The 17,315-nt window shown below is 46.2% G+C and carries 22 protein-coding genes and 1 pseudogene; 17 read left to right on the top strand and 6 right to left on the bottom strand.

The window, feature by feature from the left end; translation table 11 throughout:
• Positions 1-8 precede the first annotated feature (8 nt).
• The 3 genes from ruvX to BQ7489_RS04785 all read right to left on the bottom strand — a co-directional run bounded on the left by ruvX (position 9) and on the right by BQ7489_RS04785 (position 2,153).
• Positions 9-428 (bottom strand): Holliday junction resolvase RuvX, encoded by a 420-nt coding sequence (gene ruvX, locus BQ7489_RS04795; protein WP_072530167.1) that lies wholly within the window; start codon positions 426-428, stop codon positions 9-11.
• A 156-nt stretch (positions 429-584) separates the two neighbouring features.
• Complete coding sequence (locus BQ7489_RS04790) at positions 585-1,538, bottom strand: PCMD domain-containing protein (protein WP_072530166.1); 954 nt, start codon at positions 1,536-1,538, stop codon at positions 585-587.
• 114 nt (positions 1,539-1,652) lie between these two features.
• On the bottom strand, positions 1,653-2,153 hold the full coding sequence (locus BQ7489_RS04785) for an SPOR domain-containing protein (protein WP_072530165.1): 501 nt from the start codon (positions 2,151-2,153) through the stop codon (positions 1,653-1,655).
• Between the two features lie 204 nt (positions 2,154-2,357).
• Here BQ7489_RS04785 and BQ7489_RS04780 point away from each other — a divergent pair, with 204 nt between their 5' ends.
• The 4 genes from BQ7489_RS04780 (at position 2,358) to BQ7489_RS04765 (ending at position 6,563) form a co-directional block, all read left to right on the top strand.
• Positions 2,358-2,561, top strand: a complete 204-nt coding sequence (locus tag BQ7489_RS04780) for a YtxH domain-containing protein (RefSeq protein ID WP_072530164.1) — start codon at positions 2,358-2,360, stop codon at positions 2,559-2,561.
• Positions 2,562-2,645: 84 nt separating this feature from the next.
• Positions 2,646-3,011, top strand: a complete 366-nt coding sequence (locus BQ7489_RS04775) for a phage holin family protein (RefSeq protein WP_072530163.1) — start codon at positions 2,646-2,648, stop codon at positions 3,009-3,011.
• A 5-nt stretch (positions 3,012-3,016) separates the two neighbouring features.
• Positions 3,017-3,289 (top strand): hypothetical protein, encoded by a 273-nt coding sequence (locus tag BQ7489_RS04770; protein ID WP_072530162.1) that lies wholly within the window; start codon positions 3,017-3,019, stop codon positions 3,287-3,289.
• 22 nt (positions 3,290-3,311) lie between these two features.
• Positions 3,312-6,563 (top strand): S41 family peptidase, encoded by a 3,252-nt coding sequence (locus tag BQ7489_RS04765; RefSeq protein ID WP_072530161.1) that lies wholly within the window; start codon positions 3,312-3,314, stop codon positions 6,561-6,563.
• A 239-nt stretch (positions 6,564-6,802) separates the two neighbouring features.
• Here the strand turns inward: BQ7489_RS04765 and xylE are convergent, their stop codons facing one another.
• Positions 6,803-8,257 carry a D-xylose transporter XylE gene (gene xylE, locus BQ7489_RS04760; protein ID WP_072530160.1) on the bottom strand — a complete coding sequence of 485 codons (1,455 nt, stop codon included), beginning with the start codon at positions 8,255-8,257 and terminating at the stop codon, positions 6,803-6,805.
• 492 nt (positions 8,258-8,749) lie between these two features.
• Between xylE and BQ7489_RS04755 the strand changes: the two genes are divergently transcribed.
• Positions 8,750-8,962 (top strand): hypothetical protein, encoded by a 213-nt coding sequence (locus tag BQ7489_RS04755; protein ID WP_072530159.1) that lies wholly within the window; start codon positions 8,750-8,752, stop codon positions 8,960-8,962.
• Positions 8,963-9,315: 353 nt separating this feature from the next.
• Here BQ7489_RS04755 and BQ7489_RS17375 read toward each other — a convergent pair whose 3' ends face one another.
• Positions 9,316-10,098 (bottom strand): S24 family peptidase, encoded by a 783-nt coding sequence (locus BQ7489_RS17375; protein ID WP_072530158.1) that lies wholly within the window; start codon positions 10,096-10,098, stop codon positions 9,316-9,318.
• Between the two features lie 166 nt (positions 10,099-10,264).
• Between BQ7489_RS17375 and BQ7489_RS04745 the strand changes: the two are divergent.
• Both BQ7489_RS04745 and BQ7489_RS04740 read left to right on the top strand, forming a co-directional pair.
• Positions 10,265-10,344 (top strand): annotated as a pseudogene (locus BQ7489_RS04745).
• Positions 10,345-10,368: 24 nt separating this feature from the next.
• On the top strand, positions 10,369-10,581 hold the full coding sequence (locus BQ7489_RS04740; protein ID WP_072530157.1) for a hypothetical protein: 213 nt from the start codon (positions 10,369-10,371) through the stop codon (positions 10,579-10,581).
• Positions 10,582-10,668: 87 nt separating this feature from the next.
• Here the strand turns inward: BQ7489_RS04740 and BQ7489_RS04735 are convergent, their stop codons facing one another.
• Positions 10,669-11,175, bottom strand: a complete 507-nt coding sequence (locus tag BQ7489_RS04735) for a hypothetical protein (RefSeq protein WP_072530156.1) — start codon at positions 11,173-11,175, stop codon at positions 10,669-10,671.
• 113 nt (positions 11,176-11,288) lie between these two features.
• Between BQ7489_RS04735 and BQ7489_RS04730 the strand changes: the two genes are divergently transcribed.
• The 10 genes from BQ7489_RS04730 to BQ7489_RS04690 all read left to right on the top strand — a co-directional run bounded on the left by BQ7489_RS04730 (position 11,289) and on the right by BQ7489_RS04690 (position 17,310).
• Complete coding sequence (locus BQ7489_RS04730) at positions 11,289-11,648, top strand: hypothetical protein (RefSeq protein ID WP_072530155.1); 360 nt, start codon at positions 11,289-11,291, stop codon at positions 11,646-11,648.
• An 11-nt stretch (positions 11,649-11,659) separates the two neighbouring features.
• On the top strand, positions 11,660-13,768 hold the full coding sequence (locus BQ7489_RS04725; RefSeq protein ID WP_072530154.1) for a hypothetical protein: 2,109 nt from the start codon (positions 11,660-11,662) through the stop codon (positions 13,766-13,768).
• A gap of 32 nt (positions 13,769-13,800) precedes the next feature.
• Positions 13,801-14,679: an AAA family ATPase gene (locus BQ7489_RS04720; RefSeq protein WP_072530153.1), complete on the top strand. Its 879-nt coding sequence runs from the start codon at positions 13,801-13,803 to the stop codon at positions 14,677-14,679.
• A 1-nt stretch (position 14,680) separates the two neighbouring features.
• Positions 14,681-14,896, top strand: a complete 216-nt coding sequence (locus BQ7489_RS04715) for a hypothetical protein (protein ID WP_072530152.1) — start codon at positions 14,681-14,683, stop codon at positions 14,894-14,896.
• Positions 14,893-15,522: a hypothetical protein gene (locus BQ7489_RS04710; RefSeq protein ID WP_072530151.1), complete on the top strand. Its 630-nt coding sequence runs from the start codon at positions 14,893-14,895 to the stop codon at positions 15,520-15,522. Before BQ7489_RS04715 ends, BQ7489_RS04710 begins: the two co-directional genes overlap by 4 nt.
• 45 nt (positions 15,523-15,567) lie before the next feature.
• Positions 15,568-15,708: a hypothetical protein gene (locus BQ7489_RS17550; RefSeq protein ID WP_162617757.1), complete on the top strand. Its 141-nt coding sequence runs from the start codon at positions 15,568-15,570 to the stop codon at positions 15,706-15,708.
• A complete protein-coding gene (locus BQ7489_RS04705) occupies positions 15,705-16,136 on the top strand; it encodes a hypothetical protein (RefSeq protein WP_072530150.1) in 432 nt (143 codons plus the stop codon). The genes BQ7489_RS17550 and BQ7489_RS04705 overlap by 4 nt, the downstream gene beginning before the upstream one ends.
• 6 nt (positions 16,137-16,142) lie before the next feature.
• Positions 16,143-16,805: a DUF3164 family protein gene (locus tag BQ7489_RS04700; RefSeq protein ID WP_072530149.1), complete on the top strand. Its 663-nt coding sequence runs from the start codon at positions 16,143-16,145 to the stop codon at positions 16,803-16,805.
• Complete coding sequence (locus BQ7489_RS04695; protein WP_072530148.1) at positions 16,802-17,047, top strand: hypothetical protein; 246 nt, start codon at positions 16,802-16,804, stop codon at positions 17,045-17,047. Before BQ7489_RS04700 ends, BQ7489_RS04695 begins: the two co-directional genes overlap by 4 nt.
• Before the next feature lie 74 nt (positions 17,048-17,121).
• Positions 17,122-17,310 (top strand): hypothetical protein, encoded by a 189-nt coding sequence (locus BQ7489_RS04690; RefSeq protein WP_113745277.1) that lies wholly within the window; start codon positions 17,122-17,124, stop codon positions 17,308-17,310.
• Positions 17,311-17,315 lie beyond the last annotated feature (5 nt).

The following is a 17,315-nucleotide window of genomic DNA, read 5'->3' as shown; positions in this document are numbered from 1 at the left end:
CTAATATTTTAAAATTGTTTCTTCGATTCCATATACGACTGCAGGATGATGGTAGCGCTTATCTCGTCGACCAAGGCCTTGTTCTGCCGGTCCTTCTTCTTCAATCCCCCTGCCAGCATTGCCTGATGTGCCAGTACCGACGTAAACCGTTCGTCAAAAAGTTCCACCGGAATATCCGGCAACTTCTTCTTCAGCCGGTTCATGAAAGGAACGATGTTCTTCATGTTTTCCGAATCCTCATTGTTCATCTGCTTCGGATGTCCGATAACGATACGTTCCACCGTTTCCTGCCGGACATAGTTCAGCAGAAAATCCATCAGCTGATGGGTAGGGACGGTAGTCAGCCCATTCGCAATAATCTGTAACGGATCCGTAACCGCTATCCCGGTACGTTTTTTCCCGTAATCTATCGCCAGAATTCTACTCATAGTTGCCGACAAAAATACAAATTTATTCGTTAACGATTCATATATAAAACTTAAAAATATCAGATAAAGAAAAACGCCTTGATGTTTCGGATAAAAGACCTTATTCTTTTTTCCGAAACATCAAGGTGTTTCCTGAAAACATCAAGATGTTTTTCACTAATATACCAAACTCACATTATCGATCCACAATTTATTGCCCGGAGACCCCACAAAGGCACCTCCCAGACTGGAAGTGAACTGCAGGATCAGATGGGTAGGTGTCTCACCCGGAGAGGCCCATCCGTTCTCCTGGATCAGCTTGCTTTCCCCCTTGCTGTTCCGGGCGTGATAGTTCCCTGCTCCAAGCCCCATCAGCTGTGCATCATATCCTGCATCGTGGGATATATCTCCATACTTGATTTCGTACGTAGCGTTATTCTGCCAGCCCTGTGTCTTGCTGTAGCGTACGACAGCAGTACCCACACGCTTGGCGATGATATTCCCGTCGGCATCCTCCGTACGTTTCTGCAGGAAACAGGTCATGATGGCACAGTCCTGCCCCGGAACCACACTCTTACGGCTGAATCCCGTCTGTCGGATACGGTTGGGTTGTCCCGACATCTGTACCTTATAGTCATAACGTACAGCCTTCGGACGACCGGTGAAACGGACTCCCGAATTCAGGGCCTCCTCACCTTCCTTTGTTCCGGTTATAGGCTCCTTTATGTCACCTAAAAACATAGAACCCGAAGCCAGCACCGTTATGTTCACCACTCCAAGCACTTTCACACTTTCAATATGGGTTTCCAGGCGGGCACAATAGCCGTCGCCCCTTCTCTCGGGATACACGCTGACGTTTGTCTTCACTATCCCCATGACCTTCGCCATGACATTCGATGTCCCCCACGGAGACCCGCCCTGGTTGGTATAGGCAATGTTACCGTCAATCGTCCTGGTAGGACCGATTTCATATAAAAGCTTGGTATCACCTCCGATAATACCCGATTCGTGGATCTTCCGGGTTATCCAGGTATCCATATTACCGTATTTGAAGGGTATCACTTTTCCCTGTGCAAACGCAACAGACGACAAAGCCAGCAACGACATGCCGACAGCCAATCTCAATCTCATATCCAATCAATCTTAAAAAACAGTCGCAAAGGTATAAAAAAAAGCGATGGCTGTATAGCCACCGCTTCAAATTACTATGATATGAACTATTAAATATAACTTTTCAACCAACAATCAATATACGTTGTAAAGCAACCATGCACCCTGGAAATCTTCACGGTTAGGATATTTTGCCTTGAATGCGTCTCTTGCACGGGCAGCCTCATCGCGTGTATCGAACGATTCCACGATGACACGGTACATGTTCTTTTCGGCATTGTAAACAACCTTGGCGTCATATCCGTCGGCATCCATCTGCGACTTCAGTCCGTCGGCGTTTGCCTTCACCCCAAAACTTCCGCACACTACGCTATAAGCCTTCAGGCCATTACCGGAAACCAGCTGTACCTTTTCCTCTCTTACAGGTGCTGCCGGAGCGGGAGCCACAGGAGCCACAGTCTCTACCGGAGCTACAGCCTGTTCTGCGGGAGCCTCAGTCACCGTATTGGAAGCTTCGGCCAGCTCTTGCTGTTTTGCCTTTTCGTAAGCTTTTTTGTAAGCGCTTTCACTAGATTTACAAGATGAGAATGCCAATGCAACGCACAGTCCCATTCCCAATACAACCACTTTTTTCATGTTGTCTTAATTATTAAGTTAATTACTTTATTTTCTTTTAAAGGATTTAGTTGCAAAAATAGCAATATAAAAGAAGCCATCCTATTAAAATCTGTTAATATTGACACAGAGTCAATTTCTATCCCGATTTTTAGAAATAAAATTGTTAGATTTTCCATAGAAATAATTATATTTGTAAATGTAATAATCAAAACAAGTAGACTTATGAAAGCATTGAACGTTGTAGCTGCATTCCTGGGCGGTTTGGCATTGGGAGCAGCAGCAGGTGTTTTATTCGCACCCGAAAAAGGATCTGATACCCGTAAGAAAATCGCAGAACTTCTTCGCCAGAAAGGTATCCGTCTGAACCGCGAAGAAATGGATGACCTGGTAGATCAGATTGCATCTGAAGTTAAAGATGCAGATTAATGAAAATAAATCCGACGCGGCAGACTTTACTTTACTGAAACAAGGAGGGTAAAGTCTGCCTTTTTCATTTAAAAACGCATACTTATGTTCGCTAACGATAAAAGCATTGATACACTGTCTGCCTTATATAAGGAAATAAAAAGATATTTCGAGCTGCAAGGACAATACCTGAAACTCGACCTGGTAGAGAAACTGACGATCCTGCTGTCGACCCTCCTACTGATCCTTCTGCTTGTCATTCTTTTCATGATGGCGTTGTTCTACTTTTCATTCATGCTGGTTTATGTCATTGAGGCCTATGTGGGAAGCCTTATTGCCAGCTATGCCATTATCGGAGCGATCATACTTCTGATGGCAGGCATCATCTATTATTACAGGAAACGGTTCATTTTCCAGCCGATGGTCAAATTCCTGGCCAAACTGTTTCTGGAAGATACCAACAAAAAATAATACATATGGATAAACGAGATACATCTATCCCTCCCTCATCCTATACCCTGGAAACGATCGCGGAGCTCCGCCGAGGCAAGAAAGCCGAACTGGAAGCATCCAAGGAACTCATCCAGGACTTGAGCAGGGAACTGTTCGCCCCACAGGAAAGCAAAAACAAGTTCGACCAGCTGATGCAGCAGGTCAATGCGGGAATTGCCGCCTACGACGGACTGATGACAGGTATAAAGATTTTCAGAAGAATCAGAGGATTCTTCAACAGGAAAAAGAAACAATAGGTTTTATTTATTTTCAATAGTTATGAGAAAAAAAACATTGATGGCAGCACTCCTGTTTGCTGCTGTAGGTACGTATGCACAAGACACTCCCTTATGGCTGAGCCATTGTGCCATATCCCCCGATGGAACCACCATCGCCTTCGGATATAAAGGAGACATTTATACAGTCCCCGTTACGGGCGGTAAGGCCACCCAAGTGACAACCAACGCCTCATTCGACACCCGACCGGTATGGAGCCCCGACGGGACAAAGATCGCCTTCGCCTCCAGTCGTGAAGGCAGTATGGATGTCTATATAGTGGACAAACAGGGAGGAACCCCCAAACGACTCACCACAAATTCGGGAAATGAAACACCCGTAGCTTTCAAGGATAACACACATATTATATATCAGTCAGTCCTGATGCCGGATGCCACTTCGCTCGTATTCCCCAGCAAACAATTTCCCCAACTTTATAAAGTAAGTACAGAAGGAGGACGCCCGCAGCTCTTCTCTTCCCTGACCATGGAAGACATCTGTTTCTCTCCCGACGGAAAACGGATCCTTTATCACGACCAGAAAGGTTATGAAGACCCGTGGCGGAAACACCACACATCTTCCATTACCCGTGACATATGGCTGTGTGAAGACAAGGACGGACAGCGCACCTACCGTAAACTGTCGGATTTTGCAGGTGAAGACCGAAATCCGGTATGGGCAGCCGATGGCCAGTCGTATTATTACCTGAGCGAAAAGAACGGCTCATTCAATGTCTATAAAAACAATGTCAACGGAGGCCAGGATGTACAGATTACCCGGTTCAGCCAGAACCCTGTCCGCTATCTCAGTGCCGCAAAGAACGGAATGCTCTGCTTCGGCTACAACGGTGAAATCTACACGGTAAAAGAAGGAGGACAGCCTCAGAAGGTATCTGTCAACATTCTCACCGACCAGAGTGACAAGGACCTGATACACCAGATACGCCGTTCGGGAGCTACAGAAATTGCTCTCTCACCTAACGGCAAAGAAATTGCCTTCATCCTCAGAGGCGACATTTACGTCACATCGACCGACTATACCACTACCCGTCAGATTACTGATACACCGGAACAGGAAAGAAGCATCGACTTCGCTCCCGACGGAAGAGGAATCGTATACGCTTCCGAACGCAACGGAATGTGGCAGATTTACCAGTCAGTATTGTCCGACAAGGATGAAAAGCTGTTCACCTATGCCAATAATATCAAAGAAGAAAAACTGACCGACACTTCTGTCACCTCATTCCAGCCCCAATACAGCCCGGACGGAAAAGAAGTGGCTTACCTGGAAAACCGGACTACCCTGCGCGTAATCAACCTGAAGACCAAAGCCATCCGTACGGTCATGGACGGTAAATTCGAATATTCCTACAGTGACGGTGACCAATGGTTCCAATGGAGCCCGGACAGCCGCTGGTTGCTGACTAACTACATCGGAACCGGAGGATGGCATAACAAAGACGTAGCCTTGGTCAACGCTTCCGGCAACGGTGAAATCCATAACCTGACAGAAAGCGGATACAATGACACGCATGCCAAATGGGTACTCGACGGAAAAGCCATGATCTGGGAAAGTGACCGGGCCGGATTCCGCAGCCACGGAAGCTGGGGAGCTGAAAGCGACATCTATATCATGTTCTTTGATCTTGACGCCTATGAACGCTTCCGCCTGAGTAAGGAAGAACTGGCACTGGTAGAAGAAGCGGAGAAGGAAAACAAGGAAAAGACAAGTACCGACAAGAAAAAGTCGGAAAAGAAAAACGACGAAAAAGAGTCGGAAGAAGTTAAACCGCTGACCTTCGACCTCGACAATTGCCGTGACCGTATCATCCGCCTGACGATCAACTCATCTAATCTGGGAGACGCTGTCCTGACCAAGAAAGGAGACAAACTGTATTACCAGGCTTCTTTCGAAGACGGATACGACCTGTGGGTACACGACCTGAAGGAAGACAAGACACAGATTGCCATAAAGAAAATAGGTTACGGATCTCTTTCAGTCGACAAAGACGATAAATTCCTGTATGTCTGCGGCAACGGGAACATCAAAAAGATAGACATCGAAAAAGGAGAATCCAAACCAGTAGACTTCGAAGCGATATTCAACTACCGTCCTTACGCCGAACGCGAATATATATTCAATCATATATGGCAGCAGGTAGACGACAAGTTCTACGATTCTGAACTGCACGGCGTAGACTGGAAGGCCTACAAGGAAAATTACCGTCGTTTCCTGCCCTACATCAACAACAACTACGATTTCCAGGAAATGTTGAGCGAAATGCTGGGAGAACTGAACGGCTCACACACCGGAGCACGCTACTATCCAGAGGGTGCCACTCTACAGACAGCCAACCTGGGTGTGTTCCTTGATCCGCATTATACAGGCGACGGACTGAAGATTGAAGAAATCATAGCCAAGGGACCGTTTGCCGTCAAGAAGACAGATGTAACTCCAGGATGCATCATAGAAAAGATTGACGGACAACCTGTAATGAAAGATACCGACTATTACCCGCTATTGGACGGAAAAATAGGCAAGAACATCCTGCTGGCCATCTATAACCCTCAAAACGGAAAACGCTTCAACGTCACCGTGAAGGGTATCAGCGCCGAAGCACAGAACGAACTTCTCTACAAACGCTGGGTAGACCGCAACCGTAAACTTGTCGACAAGCTGTCGGGAGGCCGTATCGCCTACGTTCATGTAAAGGGAATGGACAGCCCGAGTTTCCGTACCGTCTACAGCGAGGTACTTTCCGACGAGAACCGTAACCGTGAAGCGCTGATTGTAGATACCCGCCACAACGGAGGAGGATGGCTCCACGACGACCTGGCAACGCTGTTGAGTGGAAAGGAATACCAGCGTTTCATGCCACGCGGACAATATATCGGAAGCGACCCGTTCAACAAATGGCTCAAACCGTCATGTGTACTGGTATGTGAAGACAATTACAGCAACGCACACGGATTCCCATGGGTCTACAAAGAACTGAAAATAGGTAAGCTCATCGGAACTCCCGTTCCCGGGACCATGACAGCCGTATGGTGGGAAAGACAGATCGATCCTTCCATTGTATTCGGTATACCTCAGGTAGGTTGTATGGACATGAGAGGACAGTTTATGGAAAACCATCAGCTGGAACCGGATATCAAGGTCTACAATACTCCTGAGAAATACCTGAAAGGAGAAGACGAACAACTGGAAGCCGCCGTCAAGGAAATGCTGAAAGAAGCCGATGCTGCAAAGAAATGAGCGCGGCCTTGAAAAAAAATAAAAGCAACAGTCCTGCTTTCCTCAACCGGAAGCAGGACTGAAATAAGAAAAAACTATATATCTTATTATACAAACTCATTCATGCGAGTAACGGTATCCGGCGGATAGATTTTCCTAATAAGGATTACCTCCCTTACCGGACAATAAAAAAGTGAAGGCTGGAAGCCGTATGGTTTCCAGCCTTCACTTTTTTCAGATATTCAAAATAAATACATCACTTATTTTTTCTTGTTCTTTCTATCCAGCCACAACTGGTTCATATCTTCCAGAGTCTTTCCTTTGGTTTCGGGCACCCACTTCCATACAAAGAAGGCGGCAACTACACAGATGATACCGTACAGTGAATATGAGAAGAACGGACTGAAATCATACAATGCAGGGAATGTAGAGGATACCAGATAGTTGAATATCCACTGGAAAGCAACTGCAATAGCTACAGCTTTACCACGGATCATATTCGGGAAGATTTCAGCAATCAGCACCCAGGTAATCGGTCCCCATGACATCATGAAAGCTGCCGAATAGACAATGATACAAACAATGGCAGTCATTCCGCTGATCTGGAACTGGTCGCACGCTGCAACGCCGAAAGCACCGATAGCCATACCGATAGAACCGATAATCAGCAACGGCTTACGTCCCATCTTTTCAACCGTAAAGATAGCCACCAGTGTAAACGTAATATTCACAACACCCATGATAACGGTCTGCATCATACCGTCACCGCCACCACCGATACTTTCAAAAATACGGGGAGCATAATACAATACGGCATTGATACCGATGGCCTGCTGGAATACAGAAAGCAATATACCTATTACAATTACGGCAACACCGTAGGTAAACAGTTTTTCAGTCTTCTCGGTAGTAACTGCCTTGATTTCAGAAAAGATCTGTTTGGCACGCTGCACACCGTTAATCTTTTCCAGAACCTGCAATGCTTTGGTATCATTACCTTCCATAATCAGATAACGGGGAGTTTTCGGAACAAACAGAAGCAAGAAACCGAACACGGCGGCAGGAACCGCTTCCGAACCGAACATGTATCTCCATCCGGTATATACACTCCACATGTCAGAATCGGCACTGACAGAATAGATACCGGTTGCAGGATCCTGCAGGATAACCGGGTTCAAATGGTCGCCCTTGATCAGATAGTTCACAAAATAAACCACCAGCATACCGAATATGATGGCAAACTGGTTACAGGAAACCAGCTTACCGCGTATTTCCGACGGAGCAATCTCGGCAATATACATCGGACACACAGCAGATGCCAGACCTACACCGACACCCCCCAACACACGGTACAGGTTGAAGGCGATAAGCAGATTTAGATCCGCCTTACCGTAATCAAAGAACAGGAACTCGGGATAATAAGAACCTAACGCCGAGAGAAAGAACAGGACAGAAGCCAGACGTAAGGAGTTTCTTCGTCCCAAGCGGGAAGCGCAAACACCCGAAATGGCTCCACCGACAACACAACCGATCAATGCGCTCGAGGAAGTTATTCCATGAATCACTTTATCATAATGAAAATCTGTTGCAGTAAGGAAAAATGCTTCCAACCCTTTCTCAGCTCCAGAAATGACAGCGGTATCATAACCGAACAGCAGACCGCCTAAAATAGCCACAAGGACTAAACTAACCAAATACAAATTGTTTTTCACGATATTAAATTTTAAAAATCAGTATTGGTTACGAAAATACAAAATCTATTTATTTTATGACAAATGATTTTCTCTTTTTTTATAAAGAGACTAAAAAATACATCCATACGGCCAGAGAAATGACATTTTGTATAGGGCACAGAACGAAGCGTTAAAATGAGGTTGGGTGAAAAGTGACTGCAACAAGTTATGGATTAGCACGTTACAGGAGATTGACATCGGACGGCCTTTCAAAACGAAGTTTACTTTTGGCTTACTCCGGGTTTACACGTAGAAGGCTAAATGAGGCCGTTTTCTTTGCCTCTGTTGCCTTTTGGCTTTACTCCCGTTATCTTTATTGGAATAGCTTTATAAAGCCGTTAGAACGCGCCATAATGACGTCTGTTCTGGCGGCTCTTATTTTGAGTGCAAATTTAGGGCATGATTGAAAATAATTTGGTGTAAATTCTTCCATATAAGCGTTATTTGGTATATTTGCAGTAGAAAAAGTGCGATATGGGACAGATTAAGGTAGTACATGTTCATTTGATTTTTGAGAAGAAAGACTTCTATTTCGGTAGCCTTTCTGCCGTGTTTGATACGTTGGATGAAGACCGTATCGGCATCAAGAAAAGCACCCTTTTGCACGCCAAAATGGAGGACGGAAGCATCCGGATGACCAAGCGCGCTCGGATTGTTGTCTCCCATCTTATTCGTAGTACTATATAAATTGCTGTTATATAGCTGTTTAGCCGCTGTTTCGCTTACTTCCCGGAGCGTTTCAGCGGCTTTTTTTGTGCGTAATGGGTTACAAAAAGGGTTACGTATAAGGGTTACATTATAAATGTTAAAAGGGTTACAAAAGGGTTACAAAAACCATGCTTTCAGACCTCGTACAAATATACAAAATGTAAAATAAATGCCCCTTTTGGCAGAAAAAGCCGTTTAAACGGGTAGAAAAAGCCACTTACAAACGATATATAATCATACCTAAATATTACATACACATCTATCAATCAACGTATTATGTAGCATAATAGCCTTTTAAGGTGTAAAATACGCGTGCGTGGGGCGTTTGAGTGCTATTCGAGTCGTATTACGCCGATAACGAGTGCGACCGCGTGGATGGCAGCGAGTGGCAATTCGAATGGGTCGTATTTCTCATTGTCTGATACTATCAATACATGTTCTTGGTCGCTTCCCGGTTTGATGCGTTTGATTAGTGCCCCCTGATTGGTGTCAATTACATACACTTTGTTCCACTGGAAGAACAGGTCGCTCATCGATACGCGCTGGCAGGCTACGATGTCACCGGAACTGTACTTCGGGTACATAGATGATCCTTTTACCGGGATAAGGAAGTCTGCCCCTTTGAACATAGGTACAACATAGCGCTCACATTCGTATTCCAATACCGTTTGTTCACATGTGAGTGCACCGGCCATCGCTTCAAAAGGTATCAAGGGGATGCCCTCACCTGGTTGGGTAGCAATTCTGGCAGTTGTTTCCTCTGTTTTATCCTCAGCAGTACCATAGGAACCAGTACCAGTTGGCGCAGTGGCCCCAATATAATTCACACCTTTTGCCGGATCTGTTCGAACCAAGTCTTTCGGTATGCCGCCATCATCTTTCAACATCGATCCCTTTCCTGTCAATAGCCAGTCGGCAGATAATTCCGGATAGGCCAATAGAACTTTTTCAATATTTATAGAACTCATACCTTTACCAGATACCTTAGCTTTACCAATAAGTCCGACTGAAAGACCTGCATTAACAGTCATTTGATTGTCATTTATGCCTTTCTTTTCCATAAAATATTGAAGTCTTTCAATGAAATTATTACCTTCTGATTGAATATTTTCCATATTTAGTTTGATATATTGAAATAATTCTATATATTTGCACCGTGTTCAGTGATGAACAGCGGCCAAATATAATAAAAAGGGCCGAGATTCACGAATATTAGAAGTAAAACTTAAAAGAACTAAGGCAAGGAGATTGCCGGATAACTGGCAGCCCGGAAAGACGGGCGGGCGATTAGTTCAGTCGGTAGAACAGGCGAAACTTACCCATAGAAGCCATTGTCCCCGGTTCGAGTCCGGGATTGCCCACGAGACATTAAAAAGATAAAACGTATGAAAGCAATTAGAGTTTCAGTGAGTTTTCACGACTGGTCGAAGGTCGAGGGATTTTTGGATCAGTTCAAGTATGAATCAGCCATCTTTGCTTACATGGTGGACAACGTAACGTTTATAGCCGTATTCAGCAACGAGTGTACGATGGCCTATTTCAAAGCGGAGTTGGTCAGAATGTTTGATGACGAAGTGATTATCGTTGAACTTAGATAATGAATACAATGGAAAAGGCAATAAAAAATCAATCCGAATTAAAATCCGGACATATAGTAAATTGTACAAGTACAAGTTCAGCCTTCTCTAATTCAAAGACGGATCAGAATCCTCGATTAATAAGTTTTCGAGACCTTCCGCAGTCACACAAAGAGTTATTTCTTTCCCGTTATGGACTTCCACATACGGATACGATAAAGGGCGATAAAACTTTTCAGGGAAAGGATACTCTTTCAGACATTTCTGTAGCAGGCAATGAACATCAAAGCAATCCGCAAACCAAAAGACATCATAACCGCGAAACAAGTTGCCGATTATTGAGCGAAATTCCGTTATCGAGGACGTCGAATCCGGTGAAGAGCGGAAATAGAACATGTCAGCAACAACGCCTTGCAGGTCTTTACGACTACTATGGCGCATTTCGTCAGCTATTGAAGACCCGACCTCTATCGCGTAGTCAATTTTGCGAAGTGTTGCTACAGAGATTAAAATGTCATGAACAAAATGTCGGAACCCATCTGCTTTGTCGGAATCCAGATATGTAATGACATAGTTTAATCTCCACCTTCTTGGGGACTTCTTATTAGTTTTCATAAACGATACAATTTTTTGGTTTGACATGCTACAAAGGTAGCAAAACTTCCGTGGTTCGGGAGAATAGCGGAAGTATTTAAAAACAGATTATTAACAGCAAAACAGAAATAAAGATGAACAAGAGAATAACAGTAACTAAAGAGAACCGCGCGTTTATTGCAAAGGCTTTCGGCGTAACCGAACGGATGGTGTTTAAGGCTTTGGCATTCCAGAGCGACACAGACCTCGCCAAACGTATCCGTACCCTCGCTACAAAGCGTGGCGGTTATATCATTTCCGCAGAAAATGACTTTGAAACATTTCATGACCATGACGACTATATGCGCCAGTATTTTCCTAACGGTGCCATGCTCGAAGTCAACAAGAAAAACGGCAACTGCGATGCCTTTGTTGATGGCGAATGCGTAAGACGCTGGGAGAACATAATGGTCAGCGACATCAAAGGTATTCAGGACTGGATATCCGCACTGTAAAGGAGGTCTGTATGGAATACTACGGGAAGATATTATGTATTTCAATGGCCGACTTGACGCGCGACGATCGCCCGGTTGTTCGCCCGAATGGGATAGCGGATTACAGCAAATCCCGACAGTTGAATGGAATGCATCCATCGATGCTGTCACGTGAAGAGCTTGCCCCGATCATGAGTGAAAGCTGTTACAAACAGCTTATACACCGGAAAAAGGTAAAGGTTGTGCGCAAAGGTATCGGACGTGGCGTGTCTGCCTTGGTATCCGTGGAAAGCCTGCCGGAGAAATATAAAGAATTGGTGACTCAAAAATATGGTAATATGGAAACAGAAATGCTTAGAAACTGGTTTGGCTCTCACTGGGAAGTTGATCCCGAGGCACAAAGCTGGTATTCTCTTTACCGCCTGCCCTCAGGGAAGCCGCTGGAGCCGGAACAGCAAAAGGAATATACGTTGAACGCATCGGCAATCAAAGCGGTTATCCGCTTGCTGAACGATGTACGGATGAAGCGGGCCGTGATGCAGGGAAGCCGCGTAATGTGGGAAGAAATGAGCGGTGCAATCAGTTTCTATCAGAAAGAGTTTGGCCACACCCTGCCGACATCGGTAAGCCGTTTCAAGAAAAAAGTGATGGACTTCCAGGCGAAAGGCTACGCATCCCTCATCAGCGGCAAGTTCGGCAACCAGAATACCAGAAAGGTTAATGTGAATATTGAGCGGCTTGTTCTTTCCTTGGCAATCATGCCCAACAAACCCTGGAACAGTGATGTCTGGTGTATGTATTCGGACTTTGTCAACGGGAAGCTGGAGGTGATAGATCCGCAGACGGGCGAAATATATAACCCTACGGATTTCCTTGATAAGAACGGAAAGCCTTTGGAGCTGAGCAAATCGACCATCAATAACATATTGAACCAACCCAAGAATCAGGCTTTGATAAACAAATCACAAATGAGCTGGAGCACCTTCATGCATAGCCAGCGCCCTCATGTGCATCGCCATGCACCGGAGTTTTCGTTCAGTAAGATTTCGTTTGACGACCGGGACCTTCCGCGTAAGTTGAAGGATACAAAGGCACGCCCCAAAGCGTATTACGCCTATGACGTGGCAAGTCAGTGCGTTGTCGGATTTGCCTACAACCGGAATAAAAATGTTGACCTGGTAGTGGATATGTTCCGGAGCATGTTCCGGCTGATCGAGCGGAACGGCTGGGGCATTCCGGCGCAGGTGGAGGTGGAAAACCACTTGATGAGCCAATGGAAGGAAGGTTTTCTGAAGGCTGGAGTCGTATTTCCATTTGTGCGTTTTTGCGCTCCTCTGAACTCGCAGGAAAAGCGTGCGGAACATTTTAACGGTGCAAAGAAAAAGAGCGTTGAGCACCGGAACCACCTCGGCATCGGTAGATTTTATGCTCGGAATGAAAAGTATCGGACCGAAAGCAAGAAAATAAGCGACGAACTGAACGATACTTATGAGGATCAAGAGTACTACACCTGGGAGCAGCTCATAACGGAAGATATGATGGACGTGAGGGAATTCAATAATTCGCCGCATCCCAACCAGAAAAAATACCCGGGAATGACACGCTGGCAAGTGCTGGTAGGCAATATGAATCCGAACCTGCAACCACTCGACAAAGCCATGCTTTACCGATTTATCGGGGAACAGGTTAGCACCAGTATCCGGCGTAACAGTTATTGTCGGATCCAGTATAAAGACTATTGGCTGAGCAGTCCGGAGGTGCTCGACCGGTTGGAACCTAACAACCTGAAGGTGGATGCCTACTTCCTGCCAGACGATAACGGCGAAATAGGCGATATCTACATTTATCAGAACGGCAACCTGATAGACCGGTTGAAGGATGTAGGTACATACAACGAGGCATTGGCCGAGCGTACCGATGAGGACGAAAGAATCATGACAGAGCAAAACAAGTTAATCAGCAAGTTTGACGCCATGATGAAACGCGAGGCTATCAAGCCGGTTGTGACAATGAAGAAAAAGGCAGCAGAACAGATAAGGGAGGCGGTGGCCAAGCCGGTAGAACAAAACGAAAGCGAGGAAATCGATTATCTGAACTATGATGTAAGCCAGTTCAAGGGGAGCGGCAGAAAGTCCCTTTAATAGTATTCTAATGATATTAAAACAGCAATTATATGGAAATCACAAGAGACATCAAACAGCGTATTATCGAGGTTATCAAAGCCAATCGTGAGAATTATCCAAGCGACAACAAGCACGCAGCAGCGCTGGGCATATCAGGAAGCGTGTACAACTCAATCAAGAAGGGCAACATTGACCGTCAGGTGAGCGATACCAATTGGATATGCATCGCCCGCCGACTGAACGTTTCGCTGGCCGAGGAGATGGTGTGGAAGGCCGCGGAAACCCCGACCTATATCTTTATCACAGAGCAGCTGGCCATGTGCCAGGAAAGCGGTGTCAGCGCCATCCTTTGCGACATGGCCAATATCGGGAAGACCTTCACCGCTCGCGTGTATGTCAAAACGCACCGGAATGCCATCTACGTGGATTGTTCACAGGTCAAGAGCAAACAGCGGCTGATACGCCATATTGCCCGCGAGTTTGGTATCAGCACCAACGGGCGGTACGTGGACGTGTACGATGACCTGGTATTCTATCTGAAAACGTTGGATACCCCTTTGATTATTCTTGACGAAGCGGGAGACCTGCAATATGAAGCCTTCCTGGAGTTGAAGGCGCTTTGGAACGCTACGGAACGCTGCTGTGCTTGGTATATGATGGGTGCAGACGGGCTGAAGGAAAAGATAAACCGCTCTATCGAATGCAAGAAGGTGGGATATACCGAAATGCTCTCCCGATATGGCGACAAATACAGCAAGGTTACCCCGGACGATGCCAAGGAACGCGAAATCTTTCTGAAGGCGCAGGCGGCTATGGTGGCCAAGCTGAACGCTCCGGAGAGTACCGATATCGTGAAGGTAGTGAACCGCACCGGGGGAAGTTTGAGACGTGTCTATACAGAGATTGAAAAACTGAGAAAGGAGGCTTGATATGGCAGTAAAGAAAGTATATCAGTTGGGCATGGAATACCAATACGCGGCTCATGTGCTTCTCTTATGGGAAGAAGGTGAATACCCTTGCGACCTTAGGGTAAGAAGGGCACGTACGAAAGGGCTTATCGTGATTGAACTGGAAGAATTGGAGCTGGCCGCAAAAATACGGGCAGCTACCAATTGCAAGGTAGCAGTAAAGGAGGTACCGGTATGAGAAGAGCTTATTCGCCTACAGAGGTGCAAAAAATGAGCATACCGAGCTTCCCGTTCGAAGGGGAATGGAAAGCGGCATTCGGGCAACCGGCGCAAACCGGAACTTGGATTATCTGGGGACAAAGCGGGAACGGGAAAAGTGCCTTTGTTATGAAGTTGGCCAAATATCTGTGCCGGTGGTGCAGGGTTGCCTATGACAGCTTGGAAGAAAGTACAGGACTTTCCCTGCAAAATTCACTCAACCGTGAACGGATGGAAGAGGTAAACCGGCGGTTTATCATCCTTGACCGTGAACAGATGGACGAATTGAGCGAGCGGCTTTTGAAGCGAAGGAGCCCGGAGGTGGTGATCATTGACAGTTTCCAATACAGCGGGCTCACATACGCCTCCTATAAAAGTCTGAAGGAACGCCACCCGAACAAACTGCTGATATTCATTAGTCACGCGGAAGGCGAAAACCCGGAAGGCCGTGCAGCCAAGAAGGTGGCGTACGACGCGGATATGAAGATACGCGTGGAAGGTTTTCGTGCGGTATGCAAAGGCCGCTTCATCACAGAACCCGGCAATCATTTTACGATATGGGCAGAAGGCGCCACCCAATATTGGAACGGAAAAAAAGAAAAATAACAGTAAATCATAATGTCATGGACGAAATTATAGAAGCGATCTTGAATGACGCGATGGAAAAGTCGGAAGGCTTTTCATTTACAGACCAGTCTTTCATCTTTAGCGAACTGTCCGAACGATTCTCCGGACAGTTCGCACGATGCACTGATGGCAGAGTATGGACTTAAAGAGGAGGACTTTGAATGAAAGCACGCAATTATGCACGGTTCTATGTCCTTTTGAACCGTTTGCCCACAACAGACCGCGAAGAACTAAAGGCGGAACTGGTAAACCAATACACCGGTGGTAGAACAGATTCGCTCCGCGAAATGACCACCCAGGAATATAACGACATGTGTGAGGCCATGCAGCAGATGGACCAGAACCGGAAGGTACGGGAAATCTACCGCGAACAGTTGCGGCAGAAGCGTTCAGTGGCACTGAAACTGATGCAAAAGCATGGCATTGACACCACCGACTGGGAACGGGTGGATGCCTTCTGCATGAATCCCCGGATCAGCGGGAAGAAGTTCGCCAGGCTTACCGTCGAAGAACTCGATATGGTGGCTATCAAGCTACGTATCATCAATAAGAAAAACATAGAAAAGAACGATAGTAATCAACTTTTAAATTAACGAATCATGGAAGAAGTAAAACAGACAGTCGAAATGACAGCCGAAGAAAGAGAGCAGTTTGAAGCATTCAAGGCAGAGAAAGCGGCAAAGACCGCTAAGGAACAGGCCAAACGCGACCGCGAAGCCTACCGGGATTTGGTGGATGAGACGATTGAACGGGTAATCCCCTCCTTGCAATGCTTGAGTCAAGGAATCAAGGACACCAAGCAGGCAGTTTTGGACGATTTCCGCAATGTCATCGATATGAAATCAGAGGTCTTGAAATTGAAAAAAGACGGCCAGCGTTCCGATACATTCACCAACTCAGCCGGTGATAAGCGTATCACCGTGGGTGTTTACACCACCGACGGGTACCGTGACACGGTGGAAGACGGCATCGCTATCGTGAAGGAATATATCGAGGGTTTGGCCAGCGATGAAAAGACAAAGGCACTCGTAAAAATGGTGCTCCGCCTGTTGGCCCGTGATGCCAAGGGCACGCTAAAGGCAAGCCGTGTGGTTCAGCTTCGTAAAATTGCGGAGGAAACCGGTTCGGAACGTTTCATGGAAGGTGTGCAGATCATCGAGGAAGCCTACCAGCCTGCCATCAGTAAACAGTTCATTCGCGCAGAAGTCAAGAATGAGAACGGCGCATGGGTATGTATTCCTTTAGGTATGACAGAGGCATGAGTAAGCAGCAGCCGGTTCTGTTAATCCAGCCGCCGCTCTTCCTGAAAGAGCAACCGGTCGAACGGGTGGAGTTCGGCGGCTTCAAATGCAGTCATTGCCACGGCAACGGCTGGTTCTGGGGAATGGATGAATATGGGGAACGCATCAAACGGGAGTGCCCCGTGTGCAAAGGGAGCAAACGCCTGAAGGCTGTTGTAACAGTCAGCTGGAAGGCAGACAACGAAAACAATAACCAATTATAATCGATATGAACAACATTTTTCAAAGATTCAGCAGAAAGCAGGTTAAAAGACAGTCGGAGCAGCAACCGACCGGAATGGAATCACCTGCGCCAAAACGCGAAAAGACAATCCCGCCTCATATCGTAGCCTGTAAGGTCTGCGAGGGCAAGGGAGTAAAAGACGGTGCTGTCTGCCCCCAGTGCAAGGGCTCGGGTCGCGTCATTGTATCGTGTGAAGTAACAACCTATATCTCGGCTTACGTGCCGGAAAATAATCAAGAATAATCAAT

Origin of the sequence: Bacteroides ilei (assembly GCF_900128495.1) — a bacterium.
Taxonomy (GTDB): Bacteria; Bacteroidota; Bacteroidia; order Bacteroidales; family Bacteroidaceae; genus Phocaeicola; species Phocaeicola ilei.
Note: the sequence above shows the minus strand (reverse complement) of the source record. Positions and strands in the feature narration are given on the sequence as shown.

What these genes read in the sequence shown, in the direction of transcription:
- BQ7489_RS04730 (WP_072530155.1), top strand. Translation starts at nt 11,289, where the DNA reads ATGAACAAGAGAATAACAGTAACTAAAGAGAACCGCGCGTTTATTGCA.
- BQ7489_RS04790 (WP_072530166.1), bottom strand. Translation starts at nt 1,538, where the DNA reads ATGAGATTGAGATTGGCTGTCGGCATGTCGTTGCTGGCTTTGTCGTCT.
- BQ7489_RS04695 (WP_072530148.1), top strand. Translation starts at nt 16,802, where the DNA reads ATGAGTAAGCAGCAGCCGGTTCTGTTAATCCAGCCGCCGCTCTTCCTG.
- BQ7489_RS04720 (WP_072530153.1), top strand. Translation starts at nt 13,801, where the DNA reads ATGGAAATCACAAGAGACATCAAACAGCGTATTATCGAGGTTATCAAA.
- BQ7489_RS04755 (WP_072530159.1), top strand. Translation starts at nt 8,750, where the DNA reads ATGGGACAGATTAAGGTAGTACATGTTCATTTGATTTTTGAGAAGAAA.
- BQ7489_RS04705 (WP_072530150.1), top strand. Translation starts at nt 15,705, where the DNA reads ATGAAAGCACGCAATTATGCACGGTTCTATGTCCTTTTGAACCGTTTG.
- BQ7489_RS04740 (WP_072530157.1), top strand. Translation starts at nt 10,369, where the DNA reads ATGAAAGCAATTAGAGTTTCAGTGAGTTTTCACGACTGGTCGAAGGTC.
- BQ7489_RS04710 (WP_072530151.1), top strand. Translation starts at nt 14,893, where the DNA reads ATGAGAAGAGCTTATTCGCCTACAGAGGTGCAAAAAATGAGCATACCG.
- BQ7489_RS04770 (WP_072530162.1), top strand. Translation starts at nt 3,017, where the DNA reads ATGGATAAACGAGATACATCTATCCCTCCCTCATCCTATACCCTGGAA.
- BQ7489_RS04700 (WP_072530149.1), top strand. Translation starts at nt 16,143, where the DNA reads ATGGAAGAAGTAAAACAGACAGTCGAAATGACAGCCGAAGAAAGAGAG.
- BQ7489_RS04715 (WP_072530152.1), top strand. Translation starts at nt 14,681, where the DNA reads ATGGCAGTAAAGAAAGTATATCAGTTGGGCATGGAATACCAATACGCG.
- BQ7489_RS17375 (WP_072530158.1), bottom strand. Translation starts at nt 10,098, where the DNA reads ATGGAAAATATTCAATCAGAAGGTAATAATTTCATTGAAAGACTTCAA.
- BQ7489_RS04735 (WP_072530156.1), bottom strand. Translation starts at nt 11,175, where the DNA reads ATGAAAACTAATAAGAAGTCCCCAAGAAGGTGGAGATTAAACTATGTC.
- BQ7489_RS17550 (WP_162617757.1), top strand. Translation starts at nt 15,568, where the DNA reads ATGACGCGATGGAAAAGTCGGAAGGCTTTTCATTTACAGACCAGTCTT.
- BQ7489_RS04775 (WP_072530163.1), top strand. Translation starts at nt 2,646, where the DNA reads ATGTTCGCTAACGATAAAAGCATTGATACACTGTCTGCCTTATATAAG.
- BQ7489_RS04785 (WP_072530165.1), bottom strand. Translation starts at nt 2,153, where the DNA reads ATGAAAAAAGTGGTTGTATTGGGAATGGGACTGTGCGTTGCATTGGCA.
- ruvX (WP_072530167.1), bottom strand. Translation starts at nt 428, where the DNA reads ATGAGTAGAATTCTGGCGATAGATTACGGGAAAAAACGTACCGGGATA.
- BQ7489_RS04780 (WP_072530164.1), top strand. Translation starts at nt 2,358, where the DNA reads ATGAAAGCATTGAACGTTGTAGCTGCATTCCTGGGCGGTTTGGCATTG.
- BQ7489_RS04765 (WP_072530161.1), top strand. Translation starts at nt 3,312, where the DNA reads ATGAGAAAAAAAACATTGATGGCAGCACTCCTGTTTGCTGCTGTAGGT.
- BQ7489_RS04725 (WP_072530154.1), top strand. Translation starts at nt 11,660, where the DNA reads ATGGAATACTACGGGAAGATATTATGTATTTCAATGGCCGACTTGACG.
- BQ7489_RS04690 (WP_113745277.1), top strand. Translation starts at nt 17,122, where the DNA reads ATGGAATCACCTGCGCCAAAACGCGAAAAGACAATCCCGCCTCATATC.